The organism is Pseudomonas saponiphila (assembly GCF_900105185.1).
Lineage (GTDB): Bacteria > Pseudomonadota > Gammaproteobacteria > Pseudomonadales > Pseudomonadaceae > Aquipseudomonas > Aquipseudomonas saponiphila.
Genome location: NZ_FNTJ01000001.1, coordinates 1,755,241 through 1,768,623 on the forward strand (window position 1 = coordinate 1,755,241; position 13,383 = coordinate 1,768,623).

Here is a 13,383-nt window from a genome sequence, read left to right on the forward strand (position 1 = left end):
GTGCGGAGAATATTGTGGATGACTAAATTGTATTTGATTTTGCTATTTTCTGTCGCATGCTCTTTCATCGGTACAGCTATTCTGCGTTGGTATGCCCTGTCCAATAGCCTGATCGATGTTCCTAATGCACGAAGCTCGCACTCGCAACCTACTCCCAGGGGCGGCGGTGTTGCGATTGTTCTCTCATTCATTATCAGCGCGATGTTGTTAATGAAGCTTGAGGCGCTCGCTCTAGCAACCATGCTGGCCTTGGTCGTTTCAGGATCCCTGGTTGCCATTATTGGCTTTCTCGATGATCACGGGCATATCCCAGCACGTTGGCGGTTGTTGGGGCATTTTGTTGCAGCTGTGTTGGCCTTGTCACTGCTGGGTGGCATGCCCAAGATTATCTTCTTCAATGAGCAAATTGATCTGGCGTGGTTCGGCAATGTCCTTGCCGTCCTTTATCTCGTTTGGATGCTGAACCTATATAATTTCATGGACGGTATTGATGGTCTGGCAGGCGCACAGGCGATCTTTGTTGGTTTGGGGGGGGCGCTGTTGTACTGGGGCACGGGCAGTACGGAGTTCATATGGGGCCCTTTAAGCCTTGCGTTTGCTGCCTTGGGGTTCCTGTATTGGAACTTTCCATCTGCCAGAATTTTTATGGGGGATGCCGGTAGTGGTTTCCTTGGAATTGTTCTGGGGCTTTTGGCCTTACAAGCTGCCTGGGTTAACCCCATGTTGTTGTGGAGTTGGTTGATTCTGCTCGGCGTCTTCATTGTTGACGCAACTTTCACTCTTCTTCATAGGCTTCTAAGGGGAGAAAAAGTGTATGAAGCTCATCGCAGCCATGCTTACCAGTTTGCTGCGCGTCTTTGCGGGCGCCACTTTCCTGTGACAGTATCTGTCGCCCTCATCAATTTCTTGTGGTTGCTACCTATGGCTTTTGTTGTTGGTGTGGGCAAAATAAACGGAATTTTGGGTGTACTGATCGCCTATTTTCCTTTGATTTTTCTCGCATTTTTCTTCAAGTCGGGGCAACGCGAAGCTTAATGTTAGAAGGTTTTTGAAATCTTTTTCGTTGTTTTTTAGCATGATTTTAAAAGGATATTTGTATGCTGCGTCAGTGGTTACTCCAACTTCCCAGGCGGCAGAAGCGCTTGATGCAGGTTGTAACTGATGTTGTGTTGGTTTGGCTGGCGCTTTGGTTGGCGTTCATCGTCCGTCTGGGCATCGATGAAATGATCAATCCATTAAAAGTTCATCTTTGGTTGTTTTTGGCTGCCCCCGTCATTTCTATTCCACTGTTTGTTCGCTTTGGCCTTTACCGTGCGGTCTTGCGTTATTTCGGAACTGAAGCGCTGGTGGTAATCACCAAGGCCGTCACTCTTTCTGCATTGGTTCTGGGAGTCGTTGTCTACCTGTACAGCAATCATCAGGCGGTTGTGCCCCGTTCATTGATTTTCAACTACTGGTGGTTGAGCCTGATCATGATTGGCGGTCTTCGTCTGGCCATGCGTCAGTATTTTCTCGACGATTGGTTTCCGGCCACTCAGCACATGCCATTCGCCAACCCTGATAACGAATTACCAAAAGTAGCGATTTACGGCGCGGGGGCTGCAGGCAATCAGCTGGTTGCGGCTTTGCGGATGGGGCGAGCGATGCGTCCAGTGGCTTTCATTGACGATGACAGCAGTATTGCTGATCGTGTCATTGCCGGGCTGCATGTCTATCAGCCGAAACATATTCAAAGAATGATTGATTCAACAGGTGCGCAGGAAGTTCTTCTGGCCATTCCTTCTGCAAGTCGTGCCCGCCGCCGCGAGATTTTGAACTTTCTGGAAGGTTTCCCCGTGCATGTTCGCAGCGTTCCGGGGTTCATGGACTTGGCTAGCGGACGAGTCAAGGTAGATGATATCCAGGAGGTCGATATTGCCGACTTGCTGGGGCGGGATTCCGTTCCTGGCCAAGCCCATCTGTTGGAGCATTGCACCAAGAATCAGGTGGTCATGGTCACAGGGGCGGGCGGTTCTATTGGCTCGGAGCTGTGCCGGCAGATACTCAATGGTCAGGCCACTACTCTTATATTGTTCGAACACAGCGAGTTCAACTTATACACAATTCTTTCCGAGCTTGAAGGGCGAGTTGCTCGCGAATCGCTGTCGGTAAAATTGATACCTATTCTTGGCACTATCCGAAATCCATCAAAGCTGCTTGATGTGATGCAAGTTTGGAATGTCAATACGGTATACCATGCGGCAGCTTACAAGCACGTTCCAATGGTTGAGCACAATATTGCAGAAGGTGTTCTGAATAATGTGATCGGTACCTTGAATACGGCTCAAGCAGCTTTGGTTGCAGGCGTGACTAACTTTGTACTGATCTCGACAGACAAGGCGGTTCGACCTACCAACATCATGGGCAGCACCAAGCGGCTGGCCGAACTGACGCTGCAGGCGCTTAGCCACGAAAAAAATCCGGTGCTCTTTGGCGATGAAACGGCTGAGCAAAAGGAAAACAAGACCAGGTTCACCATGGTGCGTTTCGGCAACGTACTGGGTTCTTCCGGTTCGGTTATTCCGTTGTTTCACAAGCAGATCAAATCAGGTGGGCCACTGACCGTTACCCATCCTAAGATCACACGTTACTTCATGACTATCCCTGAAGCTGCACAGTTGGTTATCCAAGCGGGTTCCATGGGGCTTGGTGGTGATGTATTTGTGCTGGATATGGGGGAACCGGTCAAAATTGTCGAGCTGGCAGAGCGGATGATTCATCTTTCCGGGTTGAGCATTCGCTCGGATAAAGTCCCCCATGGTGATATAGCGATCGAGTTTACCGGCCTGCGTCCAGGCGAGAAGTTATATGAAGAATTGCTGATTGGCGACAACGTTTCTGCCACTCTGCATCCAATGATCATGAGCGCCAACGAGGACTATCTTGTCTGGAATGAGTTGAAGGACAAGTTGGCTGAGCTGCTGGCTGCAGTTGATCGAGATGACTATGCAAGGGTGCGTCAGTTGCTACGTGAAACAGTCAGCGGCTATACACCGGATGGCGAGATCGTCGACTGGATTTATCAACAGCGGCGCTTTGATTCCTAAGCCTACACAACCAGTAACCCTCCCATCTTTGACTTGCTTCAGGCATCGCCTAGGTTTGGAAGGCAGCTTCGGAAAAGCTGCTTTCCTTATCGATGTCATGGAGTGTCATTATGCATACCCCAAGGTTTTCCTCCCTAGTATTTGCCTTGCTGGCCAGTCTCTCGCTGGCCTCCCATGCCGTGCCTCTCAGCCAAGCCCAAGTCGAAGCCCCCGCCGTGGTGCAACGGGCTCCCGCCCAGCATGGCAAGGTCAACCTCAATAGTGCTGATGCAGCAACCCTGCAGCGAGAGCTGTCCGGCATTGGCGAGGCCAAGGCCAAGGCAATAGTCGCTCACCGTGAGGAGCACGGTCCATTTGCCTCGGTGGATGAGTTGCTAGAGGTCAAAGGCATCGGCAAGACCATTTTCGAGCGTAACCGCGACAAGCTTGAGGTCAATTGACCTGATGCCTTAGTGCGGATTTCGGTGAACGTGACCGAGCGTTTCGCTAATACGTGACCGGTGCTTCCACCCCGGTTGCGCGGGTTCTGGATTGTAATCGCATCGGTCACGATGCGGCTTGTTCCTCGGCTTTTTTTCGGCGCAGCGACTCGCCTTTCATCGTCAGTCGGTAGGCGTTGTGCACCAGGCGGTCGAGGATGGCATCGGCCAGGGTCGGGTCGTTGATCCAGCCGTGCCAGTGCTCGATGGGCAGTTGGCTCGTCAGGATGGTGGAGCGGCTGCCAGCGCGGTCGTCGATCACCTCCAGCAGGTCATGCCGGGCTCCTTCCTCCAGCGGGGCTAGCGCCCAGTCGTCCAGCACCAGGACGTCGACCTTTGCCAGCTGTTGCAGGGTACGGCCGAAGCTGCCGTCGCCATGAGCGATGCGCAGTTGTTCCAGCAGGCGCGGGGTGCGCAGGTACAGGGTGCTATAGCCCTGGCGGCAGGCCTGGTTGCCCAGGGCGCAGGCCAGCCAGGTTTTGCCGGCACCGGTCGGGCCGGTCAGCAGCAGGTTGTGCTGCTGGCGGATCCAGTCGCCACTGGCCAGGGTGGCGATCAGACGCTCGTCCAGGGCGCGTCCGGTGCGGCGGTCGAGATCTTCCAGGCAGGCGTTGGCGTACTTGAGCTTGGCCTTCTTGCGCAGCCGTACCAGGCGCTGGTTGTCACGCCAGGCCAGTTCGCGGTCGAGCAGTAGGCCGAGGCGTTCATCGAAGCTCAGGCTGTGGCTGGCCGGCAGCGTCCATTGCTCTTCCAGGGCGCGGGCCATGCCGTCCAGGCGTAGCTGGTGCAGTTGATTCAGGGTGTGTTGCGGCATCATCGAACAGCTCCTGTTGCGGGGGTTGGTAGTAGTCGGCGCCACGGACGTTCTCGTGGTCGCCGGGTAAGGTCGTTTCGGCGGCACGCTGGGGCAGCGGCTGTTGATCCAGGCCTTGCTGGAGCAGGTTGCGCACGCTGCGCCCGGTGAAGGCGCGCAGGTGTACGGCACGTTCGGCAGCGGCTTCCAGGCGTGCATTGCCATAGCGCCGGGCCAGCGAGAGCAGGCCGAGGCAGGCGCGGTAGCCCATCTCCGGGTGCGGCTTGTGGGTCAGTTGGTGATCGATCAGTTGGCGCGTGTAGGGGCCGATCCGCGCGCCCCAGTCGAGCAGGCGTTGTGGCGTCCATTCGCGATGCGCCTGGTGCGCCGCGGGCATGTGCTCGCGCTGGGTACTGTAAGCGCCGCGTCGCCCCAGCAGCAGGTGGCTGGCCACCCGCCGGTTGCCATGCAGCACTTCCAGGGTGTGTGCCGTCAGTCGCACGTCCACGTTCTGCCGGGCCAGGGCGGAGGGCACGCTGTAGAAGCTGCCATTGACCTCGATGTGGTAGTCGATGCTGACCTTGCAGCGCTTGAAGGTGGCGACCTCGTAGGGATGCACCGGCAGCGCTCGCAAGGCCGGGCGATCCAGGCGCTCGAACCAGTCGCGCCGGCAGCCATCGAGCCGCTTGAACGGGCGCCGATTCAGATCCTCCAGCAGCTCGGCGATGGCCTGGTTAAGCGCATGCAGGCTGAAGAACTGCCGATGGCGCAGCCGCGCCATGATCCAGCGCTCGACCACCTGCACCGCCACCTCGGCCTTGGCCTTGTCCTGAGGCTTGCGTGGCCGTGCCGGCAGGATCACCGTCTGGTAATGACGCGCGCACTCCAGCGTGGCCCGGTTCAGGCCCGGCTCGTAGCGATCCGGCTGGGCGACCAGGGCGCGCGGATTGTCCGGCACAACCATTTCCGGCACGCCGCCAAAGTAGGTCAGAGCCTGGCCCAGCGAGGTCAGCCAGTCCACCTGGGTTTCGCCTGGCGTCGCGCAGGCATAGGTGTAATTCGAGGCGCCCAGGGCGGCGACGAAGATGTGCGCCCGGCGCACTTCGCCGGTGGCCGGGTCGACCACCGGCAGCGTCGGCCCGGCATAGTCGATGAATAGCTTCTCGCCCGCACGGTGCAGCTGACGCATCGAACGTTTGAGCGTCTGGGCGTAGCGCCGGTAGTGCTCGACGAACTGGGTGTAGCGGTAGGTCGGCTGGCCCGCATGCGCGGCGAGATATTCCTCCCACAGCAGCTGCAAGGTCACGCCCTTGCGTCGCAACTCGCGGTGGATGCTCAGCACATCGGGCAGCACTCGCTCACCGCGCGGCTTGTTCGTCGACGTCGGTGCAAACAAGGCGGCCGCCAGCGCGGCCTCGTCCATGGCCACCAGCGCCGGCCAGTCCAGCCCGGCCACCCGCGCCGCCGCGATGTACTTGCTAACCACGCCCTTGGACAGCTGCAAGGCACGGGCAATCTTCTCGTGGGACAAGCCGGCCTCAAACTTGAGGCGCAGACATTCTTTGATGTTTCGCATGGCTACTCGCGGCGCCGCCATCTTCCTCTCCCGAAATCGGTCGAGGATGGCGGCGCATCAGGTCATGCGCAACGAAGGGGAAGGCTTTCGCTAAGTCGTGACCGGCGATTTCGGTAAGCCGTGACCACCTGTTTCGGAACAGGCGGAAAATCGGTCACGTTGCTACCGAAATGAGCGGTCACGCGTTAGCGAAATGACCGGTCACGATCAACCGAAACGGCCGGTCACGGTGCTCCGAAATCCGCACCTTAGCACCCGAAGGCCGGTCTTTGATCGGCCTTTTTGCAGCCCTGCAACCTCGCGGCTCAAAAGAGAAATTGCATCAAGGCGATAGATTATTCTCATAATGCCAGTAATATTGTTGTCGTAATATTTCTTGTCGGACGGACTTCTTCGTCCAAGGCCTTCATTGCTATGTATGCGATCCATAAACCCCATCTGCCCAACAGTGGTGCAACGGACTGTGGCATTTCTGGCGAGCAGTTCCATGGCAGTGGCGCCTCGTAGTCCTATACTAACGAGGCATGCGACTGCCGCTCTAGTACGTGGCGTAGCCACGTATAAGGCTCTTGGCCGTTGACCTTGGTGGTCTCGACCAGGCTGAATCGCCCCGGGTTTCGTAGACACCTCCATGCCTTAAAATGGACTGCCCCCGGCATCGTAGACATCTCCAGCCTATGCTTTGAGCATAGGAGGAAGTTTATGAGCACCCAACGATTCACGCCGGAATTCAAGGCAGAAGCCGTGAGGCAAGTTATTGAACGTGGATACTCCGTTGCGGAAACAGCCGAGCGCCTCGGCGTTTCGACCCACAGCCTCTACAAATGGGTCAAAGCCGTGACGCCTGACAAAACCGAGAAACAGGCCAGCGAGTTGCTCGAAGCCAAAAGCGAGATTTTGCGGCTGCGAGCCCAAATGCGACGCTTGGAAGAAGAGCGCGACATATTAAAAAAGCAGCGCGGTACTTCGCCAGGGAACCCGAGTGAAATACCGCTTCATGAACGAGCACCGACATCAATACGCGATCACTATGCTGTGTCGGGTTTTGCGAGTTGCTCGTGCCGGGTTCTATCAATGGCTACACAAGCCTGTTTCTGATCGCGAAAAAGAGAATGGTCGGCTGTTAGGGCTGATCCGCGACTCCTATGCGGCTAGTCGAGGTGTGTATGGCGCACGGAGGGTGTTTGCTGATTTGCGCGAGGCTGGAGGAAGTTGCGGCAAGCACCGTGTCGCGGCATTGATGCGCACCAACAAAATCAAGGCGCTCAGAGGATATAAAGCCCCGCGCGCAATCAAAGGAAGACCATCGATGATTGCCCCCAATCGACTCAACCGGGCCTTCACTGTCGATGCCCCTAATAAGGCTTGGGTGACCGATATCACTTACATCCGAACGTGGCAGGGATGGCTATATCTGGCTGTCGTACTGGATCTCTACGCTCGCAAGGTGGTCGGCTGGTCAATGAAGCCAACGCTAGGCAAAGAGCTGGTGCTGGACGCGCTGCTCATGGCGGTATGGCGCCGCAAACCCAAAACCAGAGTCATCGTGCATTCGGATCAGGGTAGCCAATATGGTAGCGATGACTGGAAACGTTTTTGTCTGGCCAACCACCTCGAGCCGAGTATGAGCCGCCGAGGAAACTGCTGGGACAATGCCGTGGCTGAGTCTTTTTTCAGTAGCCTGAAAAAAGAACGTATCCGCAAGAGGATCTACAAAACCCGGGACATGGCCCGTGCCGACGTATTCGATTACATTGAGGCGTTTTACAACCGAACGCGTCGTCACAGTCACCTGGGCGGCGTCAGTCCTGCGGCCTTTGAAAGTGCCTCACTTTGAGGCTGGAAAATGTCTACGGGAGCGGGGGTAGTCCAAGCATAGGCTGGAGATGTCTACGATGCCGGGGGCAGTCCAATATCGCGTCGGTGGTGGCCCTGATCCCGGAGCGCTTCAGCGCCACTTACAGCGCGACCAAGGCTTATGTGCTGAGCCGGCCCAGTCGCTGGATGCCGAGTTGCAGGGCCGCGGTGTGAAGGTCCAGGCCGTTCTGCCTGGAGTTACCCGCCCTGATATCTGGCAGCGTTCCGGGCTGGATGCAGTGGCCATTCCAGCAGACATGGTGATGGAGGTTGAAGAGATGGTCGATGCCGCCTTGAGCGGTTTCGAGCGGGACGAATTGATGAGCCTGCCTTCATTGTCCGATGCGGCGGACTGCAGGCCCTGGTGGCCGCGTGTTTGGCCCTGGCGCCCAATCTGTCGAGAAGCAGTGCCGCCGCGCGCTACAAGTAAGGCGACTTAGGAGTTACACCTGTTCCTGTGTCTTCAGGCCCTCACGGACGGTTTCCAGTATGCGTACACCCAGTTCGGGATTCTCCACGCTGCGCGAGAGCATCAACGCACCGACCAGGGTCGACATAATCATCAGGCTGCGCTGCGCCTGATCTGCTCCGTCCAGGGTGGCGGCAACCTGCTCCAGCCTGGCATTGAGCACCGTATCGGTGGTGGCGCTGGGCTGGCCGCGCTGGCCGAGCTCCGCACTCATGGTCGGCAGCGGGCAGCCTTGATGGGGCGAAGCCTGGTGCCAAGCGGACAGGTAGCTGTCGATAAAGGCTCGCAGCGGCTGCTCCTGGGCGAACAGCATGGCGCAATGGGCGTCAAGGTCTTGCGCTGCTGCACGCAGCGCTTCTTCTACCAACTCGTCCTTGGATTTGAAGTGGGAGTAGAAACCGCCATGTGCGGATTTCGGAGCACCGTGACCGGCCGTTTCGGTTGATCGTGACCGGTCATTTCGCTAACGCGTGACCGCTCATTTCGGTAGCAACGTGACCGATTTTCCGCCTGTTCCGAAACAGGTGGTCACGGCTTACCGAAATCGCCGGTCACGACTTAGCGAAAGCCTTCCCCTTCGTTGCGCATGACCTGATGCGCCGCCATCCTCGACCGATTTCGGGAGAGGAAGATGGCGGCGCCGCGAGTAGCCATGCGAAACATCAAAGAATGTCTGCGCCTCAAGTTTGAGGCCGGCTTGTCCCACGAGAAGATTGCCCGTGCCTTGCAGCTGTCCAAGGGCGTGGTTAGCAAGTACATCGCGGCGGCGCGGGTGGCCGGGCTGGACTGGCCGGCGCTGGTGGCCATGGACGAGGCCGCGCTGGCGGCCGCCTTGTTTGCACCGACGTCGACGAACAAGCCGCGCGGTGAGCGAGTGCTGCCCGATGTGCTGAGCATCCACCGCGAGTTGCGACGCAAGGGCGTGACCTTGCAGCTGCTGTGGGAGGAATATCTCGCCGCGCATGCGGGCCAGCCGACCTACCGCTACACCCAGTTCGTCGAGCACTACCGGCGCTACGCCCAGACGCTCAAACGTTCGATGCGTCAGCTGCACCGTGCGGGCGAGAAGCTATTCATCGACTATGCCGGGCCGACGCTGCCGGTGGTCGACCCGGCCACCGGCGAAGTGCGCCGGGCGCACATCTTCGTCGCCGCCCTGGGCGCCTCGAATTACACCTATGCCTGCGCGACGCCAGGCGAAACCCAGGTGGACTGGCTGACCTCGCTGGGCCAGGCTCTGACCTACTTTGGCGGCGTGCCGGAAATGGTTGTGCCGGACAATCCGCGCGCCCTGGTCGCCCAGCCGGATCGCTACGAGCCGGGCCTGAACCGGGCCACGCTGGAGTGCGCGCGTCATTACCAGACGGTGATCCTGCCGGCACGGCCACGCAAGCCTCAGGACAAGGCCAAGGCCGAGGTGGCGGTGCAGGTGGTCGAGCGCTGGATCATGGCGCGGCTGCGCCATCGGCAGTTCTTCAGCCTGCATGCGCTTAACCAGGCCATCGCCGAGCTGCTGGAGGATCTGAATCGGCGCCCGTTCAAGCGGCTCGATGGCTGCCGGCGCGACTGGTTCGAGCGCCTGGATCGCCCGGCCTTGCGAGCGCTGCCGGTGCATCCCTACGAGGTCGCCACCTTCAAGCGCTGCAAGGTCAGCATCGACTACCACATCGAGGTCAATGGCAGCTTCTACAGCGTGCCCTCCGCCCTGGCCCGGCAGAACGTGGACGTGCGACTGACGGCACACACCCTGGAAGTGCTGCATGGCAACCGGCGGGTGGCCAGCCACCTGCTGCTGGGGCGACGCGGCGCTTACAGTACCCAGCGCGAGCACATGCCCGCGGCGCACCAGGCGCATCGCGAATGGACGCCACAACGCCTGCTCGACTGGGGCGCGCGGATCGGCCCCTACACGCGCCAACTGATCGATCACCAACTGACCCACAAGCCGCACCCGGAGATGGGCTACCGCGCCTGCCTCGGCCTGCTCTCGCTGGCCCGGCGCTATGGCAATGCACGCCTGGAAGCCGCTGCCGAACGTGCCGTACACCTGCGCGCCTTCACCGGGCGCAGCGTGCGCAACCTGCTCCAGCAAGGCCTGGATCAACAGCCGCTGCCCCAGCGTGCCGCCGAAACGACCTTACCCGGCGACCACGAGAACGTCCGTGGCGCCGACTACTACCAACCCCCGCAACAGGAGCTGTTCGATGATGCCGCAACACACCCTGAATCAACTGCACCAGCTACGCCTGGACGGCATGGCCCGCGCCCTGGAAGAGCAATGGACGCTGCCGGCCAGCCACAGCCTGAGCTTCGATGAACGCCTCGGCCTACTGCTCGACCGCGAACTGGCCTGGCGTGACAACCAGCGCCTGGTACGGCTGCGCAAGAAGGCCAAGCTCAAGTACGCCAACGCCTGCCTGGAAGATCTCGACCGCCGCACCGGACGCGCCCTGGACGAGCGTCTGATCGCCACCCTGGCCAGTGGCGACTGGATCCGCCAGCAGCACAACCTGCTGCTGACCGGCCCGACCGGTGCCGGCAAAACCTGGCTGGCCTGCGCCCTGGGCAACCAGGCCTGCCGCCAGGGCTATAGCACCCTGTACCTGCGCACCCCGCGCCTGCTGGAACAACTGCGCATCGCTCATGGCGACGGCAGCTTCGGCCGTACCCTGCAACAGCTGGCAAAGGTCGACGTCCTGGTGCTGGACGACTGGGCGCTAGCCCCGCTGGAGGAAGGAGCCCGGCATGACCTGCTGGAGGTGATCGACGACCGCGCTGGCAGCCGCTCCACCATCCTGACGAGCCAACTGCCCATCGAGCACTGGCACGGCTGGATCAACGACCCGACCCTGGCCGATGCCATCCTCGACCGCCTGGTGCACAACGCCTACCGACTGACGATGAAAGGCGAGTCGCTGCGCCGAAAAAAAGCCGAGGAACAAGCCGCATCGTGACCGATGCGATTACAATCCAGAACCCGCGCAACCGGGGTGGAAGCACCGGTCACGTATTAGCGAAACGCTCGGTCACGTTCACCGAAATCCGCAGCCATGGGTCAAACCCAGGGCCTTCATCAGGGGTTGTAACCCGGTTGCACCTATTCCATCACGGCGAAAGCGTTCCGAAGCTTCTTTGATAATGCGTTGGTGAGTCTGGGCTTTATGGTCTGCTGAATAACGCATTTGAGAAACCTCCACATCTAGAGCGCCATTTTAACCAAGGATGGTCAGACAACGCCGCTCCTTCTTGTAAGCTTTATCTGTATGTACAGCGTTCTGACAGGTGTTGCTGATCGGAACCTTTGGAGTATTTGGCACGATAATTGTTGGTTGATTGATCAAAAGTTGTTGAACAATCCAGAGGCGCTTCCATGAGCAACGGTTTATCCCTGGCGGACCAGATCACCGTGGAACTGCGTGCGGACATCATCGGTGGTCGCTTGCTGCCTGGCATGCCGCTGGTGGAAAGTGAGCTGGTCAACAGTTACAACGCCTCTCGCAACACCATCCGTGAAGCACTGCATCGTTTGGGGCAGGAGGGCCTGGCCCTATATGTCCGGCATAAAGGTGTGGTGGTCCGCCGTCTTGGTCATGACGATATACGGGACCTGTTTCGGGTACGACGTACTCTCGAGTTGCAGGCAATCGCCAACGCCCGCCCCCTGCGTGAGCAGCAATCCGACCGCATGCTCGATGCCATCGAAGCGGCCGATCTGGCACGGGAACGTGAAGACTGGCGCGCCGTCGGTACCCATGGTTTGCGCTTCCATCAGCATGTGGTGGGGCTGCTGGATTCACCGTTGTTCGATGAGTTCTTCACCAATGTGGTCGCTCAGTTGCGCCTGGTGTTTTGCAACGCGCCGGACGAAGCGCAGTTTCAGGCACCCTGGCTAATGCGTGACCGGATCATTTACCAGTGGTTGGCAGAGGGGGACAGAACCTCCGCCGGCCAGGCCATGGAGACGTATCTGGACGACTCCGAGCGTTTGTTGTTGAGCATGTTCAGCCAATCCTGACGTTACTGAGCGAGGGCGATACCCATGTACAAAGACTATCCGGCGGCTTACCAGGTCAGTAAAGGTTCGGCGCTGCAGGTGGACACGGCGTTCTATGAACGTATTCGCGACAGCCGTGAGCTGCGCACGCTGGTCGAGCAGTTTGAAGTACCGATTCGCACCGGGCGTGCCTGGAAGGTTCCCGCCGGACATGTGTTTCGCGTCACCACTCCGGCAGGGCCGCAGGTGGGAGACTTCAACGTCTGGAATGCCAACGACCCGCGGGAAAGGTTATGGGCGGCCCGGACCCGACAGTTGCAAGGGGCTCACGTCAGTACCCATGATCGACTCTGGTCGAACCTGCCTTTTCTTCGGCCCCTGGTCACCATCACCGATGACAGCCTGGCGAATTACGGCATTGATGAGCACGGCGGTCGCCTCCATGACCTGTTGGGTACCCGTTGTGATCCCTATGTGAACCGAATGCTCACCGGCGAGGACTTCCATCACCACTGTCACTCCAACCTGACCCGGGCGGTTCTGCCCCACGGGCTGACCGAGTTCGACGTGCACGATGTCTTGAACATCTTTCAGTGCACCGGCCTGAATCATGACGACATGTATTTCATGAAGGCCTGTCCGGCACAGAAGGGCGATTATCTGGAGTTCTTTGCCGAGATCGACTTGCTGTGTGCGTTGTCGACCTGCCCGGGCGGTGATCTGTCGCTACCGATGTGGGGCCCGGACGCCCAGGATCCCTTGAGCGTGTGCCGGCCGCTGGGCGTCGAGATATATCGCCTCGACCAAGCCTTGCTCGAAGGCTGGAGCCAGCCGCAGCGCGCGGCCTACAAAGGATTGCACGGCTTGCATATCGCCAAGGCCGAATGGGAACAGTAGGGCACGAAATAGCCCCTTCATCCGTAGGTGAAGGGGCTGGGGATTAACGATCTCGTGCTTCCTTGGCATCCATTTCCGCGTTGCGCTGCGCCACGCGTTTACGCTGCTCATCGGTCAACTCCACCTTGTTGGCGGTGTCGCGCAGCAGCATCAAGCCGCCAACGATCGAACCGATAGCAACCACCAGAATCAACCAGGCATACCAGGGCATAGGACTCTCCTTGAACGGCAG

At 59.0% G+C, this 13,383-nt stretch carries 12 protein-coding genes and 4 pseudogenes; 9 read left to right on the plus strand and 7 right to left on the minus strand.

The window, feature by feature from the left end:
• The first annotated feature begins 18 nt into the window (after positions 1-18).
• The 3 genes from BLV47_RS08405 (at position 19) to BLV47_RS08415 (ending at position 3,526) form a co-directional block, all read left to right on the plus strand.
• Entirely contained in the window at positions 19-1,035 is a 1,017-nt protein-coding gene (locus BLV47_RS08405; protein WP_092312066.1) for an MraY family glycosyltransferase, read from the plus strand.
• Between the two features lie 62 nt (positions 1,036-1,097).
• Entirely contained in the window at positions 1,098-3,086 is a 1,989-nt protein-coding gene (locus BLV47_RS08410; RefSeq protein WP_092312069.1) for a polysaccharide biosynthesis protein, read from the plus strand.
• Between the two features lie 110 nt (positions 3,087-3,196).
• Positions 3,197-3,526 (plus strand): ComEA family DNA-binding protein, encoded by a 330-nt coding sequence (locus BLV47_RS08415; protein ID WP_092312072.1) that lies wholly within the window; start codon positions 3,197-3,199, stop codon positions 3,524-3,526.
• Positions 3,527-3,632: 106 nt separating this feature from the next.
• Here BLV47_RS08415 and istB (BLV47_RS08420) read toward each other — a convergent pair whose 3' ends face one another.
• The 4 genes and pseudogenes from istB (BLV47_RS08420) to BLV47_RS08430 form a co-directional block, all read right to left on the minus strand.
• Positions 3,633-4,382 carry an IS21-like element IS1474 family helper ATPase IstB gene (gene istB / locus BLV47_RS08420; protein WP_062838242.1) on the minus strand — a complete coding sequence of 250 codons (750 nt, stop codon included), beginning with the start codon at positions 4,380-4,382 and terminating at the stop codon, positions 3,633-3,635.
• Positions 4,270-5,955, minus strand: coding sequence for an IS21 family transposase (istA, locus tag BLV47_RS08425; protein WP_062838241.1), 1,686 nt, complete (start codon positions 5,953-5,955; stop codon positions 4,270-4,272). The genes istB (BLV47_RS08420) and istA (BLV47_RS08425) overlap by 113 nt, the downstream gene beginning before the upstream one ends.
• A 186-nt stretch (positions 5,956-6,141) precedes the next feature.
• Positions 6,142-6,423, minus strand: a complete 282-nt coding sequence (locus BLV47_RS36105) for a hypothetical protein (RefSeq protein ID WP_167365630.1) — start codon at positions 6,421-6,423, stop codon at positions 6,142-6,144.
• Positions 6,424-6,443: 20 nt separating this feature from the next.
• A pseudogene (locus BLV47_RS08430) lies at positions 6,444-6,539 on the minus strand (transposase domain-containing protein); the annotation flags it as partial.
• A gap of 97 nt (positions 6,540-6,636) precedes the next feature.
• Here BLV47_RS08430 and BLV47_RS08435 point away from each other — a divergent pair.
• Both BLV47_RS08435 and BLV47_RS36490 read left to right on the plus strand, forming a co-directional pair.
• Positions 6,637-7,771, plus strand: a protein-coding gene (locus BLV47_RS08435) for an IS3 family transposase (RefSeq protein ID WP_092312075.1) whose coding sequence is annotated in 2 segments (ribosomal slippage) — positions 6,637-6,890 and positions 6,889-7,771 — 1,137 coding nt in all. Because the reading frame shifts where the segments join, the coding sequence is not laid out codon by codon here.
• A 74-nt stretch (positions 7,772-7,845) separates the two neighbouring features.
• Positions 7,846-8,221: pseudogene (locus tag BLV47_RS36490) on the plus strand (SDR family NAD(P)-dependent oxidoreductase); the annotation flags it as partial.
• A gap of 13 nt (positions 8,222-8,234) precedes the next feature.
• Here the strand turns inward: BLV47_RS36490 and BLV47_RS08445 are convergent.
• Positions 8,235-8,666: pseudogene (locus BLV47_RS08445) on the minus strand (TetR/AcrR family transcriptional regulator); the annotation flags it as partial.
• Positions 8,667-8,891: 225 nt separating this feature from the next.
• Between BLV47_RS08445 and istA (BLV47_RS08450) the strand changes: the two are divergent.
• Together istA (BLV47_RS08450) and istB (BLV47_RS08455) are read left to right on the plus strand one after the other, a co-directional pair.
• On the plus strand, positions 8,892-10,577 hold the full coding sequence (gene istA, locus BLV47_RS08450) for an IS21 family transposase (RefSeq protein ID WP_062838241.1): 1,686 nt from the start codon (positions 8,892-8,894) through the stop codon (positions 10,575-10,577).
• Positions 10,465-11,214: an IS21-like element IS1474 family helper ATPase IstB gene (istB, locus tag BLV47_RS08455; protein ID WP_062838242.1), complete on the plus strand. Its 750-nt coding sequence runs from the start codon at positions 10,465-10,467 to the stop codon at positions 11,212-11,214. The genes istA (BLV47_RS08450) and istB (BLV47_RS08455) overlap by 113 nt, the downstream gene beginning before the upstream one ends.
• A gap of 93 nt (positions 11,215-11,307) precedes the next feature.
• On the opposite strand, the pseudogene BLV47_RS08460 reads toward istB (BLV47_RS08455), so the two are convergent.
• Positions 11,308-11,442, minus strand: a pseudogene (locus tag BLV47_RS08460) (TetR/AcrR family transcriptional regulator); the annotation flags it as partial.
• Between the two features lie 188 nt (positions 11,443-11,630).
• Between BLV47_RS08460 and BLV47_RS08465 the strand changes: the two are divergent.
• Together BLV47_RS08465 and BLV47_RS08470 are read left to right on the plus strand one after the other, a co-directional pair.
• Positions 11,631-12,275 carry a GntR family transcriptional regulator gene (locus BLV47_RS08465; protein WP_092312078.1) on the plus strand — a complete coding sequence of 215 codons (645 nt, stop codon included), beginning with the start codon at positions 11,631-11,633 and terminating at the stop codon, positions 12,273-12,275.
• Between the two features lie 24 nt (positions 12,276-12,299).
• A complete protein-coding gene (locus BLV47_RS08470) occupies positions 12,300-13,151 on the plus strand; it encodes an urea carboxylase-associated family protein (protein ID WP_092312081.1) in 852 nt (283 codons plus the stop codon).
• Positions 13,152-13,194: 43 nt separating this feature from the next.
• Here BLV47_RS08470 and BLV47_RS08475 read toward each other — a convergent pair whose 3' ends face one another.
• Positions 13,195-13,362 (minus strand): DUF2897 family protein, encoded by a 168-nt coding sequence (locus tag BLV47_RS08475; RefSeq protein ID WP_082729282.1) that lies wholly within the window; start codon positions 13,360-13,362, stop codon positions 13,195-13,197.
• Between the last annotated feature and the right edge of the window lie 21 nt (positions 13,363-13,383).

Coding starts and splice junctions, on each gene's coding strand:
- BLV47_RS08405 (WP_092312066.1), top strand. CDS start 19: ATGACTAAATTGTATTTGATTTTGCTATTTTCTGTCGCATGCTCTTTC.
- BLV47_RS08410 (WP_092312069.1), top strand. CDS start 1,098: ATGCTGCGTCAGTGGTTACTCCAACTTCCCAGGCGGCAGAAGCGCTTG.
- BLV47_RS08415 (WP_092312072.1), top strand. CDS start 3,197: ATGCATACCCCAAGGTTTTCCTCCCTAGTATTTGCCTTGCTGGCCAGT.
- istB (WP_062838242.1), bottom strand. CDS start 4,382: ATGATGCCGCAACACACCCTGAATCAACTGCACCAGCTACGCCTGGAC.
- istA (WP_062838241.1), bottom strand. CDS start 5,955: ATGGCGGCGCCGCGAGTAGCCATGCGAAACATCAAAGAATGTCTGCGC.
- BLV47_RS36105 (WP_167365630.1), bottom strand. CDS start 6,423: ATGGAACTGCTCGCCAGAAATGCCACAGTCCGTTGCACCACTGTTGGG.
- istA (WP_062838241.1), top strand. CDS start 8,892: ATGGCGGCGCCGCGAGTAGCCATGCGAAACATCAAAGAATGTCTGCGC.
- istB (WP_062838242.1), top strand. CDS start 10,465: ATGATGCCGCAACACACCCTGAATCAACTGCACCAGCTACGCCTGGAC.
- BLV47_RS08465 (WP_092312078.1), top strand. CDS start 11,631: ATGAGCAACGGTTTATCCCTGGCGGACCAGATCACCGTGGAACTGCGT.
- BLV47_RS08470 (WP_092312081.1), top strand. CDS start 12,300: ATGTACAAAGACTATCCGGCGGCTTACCAGGTCAGTAAAGGTTCGGCG.
- BLV47_RS08475 (WP_082729282.1), bottom strand. CDS start 13,362: ATGCCCTGGTATGCCTGGTTGATTCTGGTGGTTGCTATCGGTTCGATC.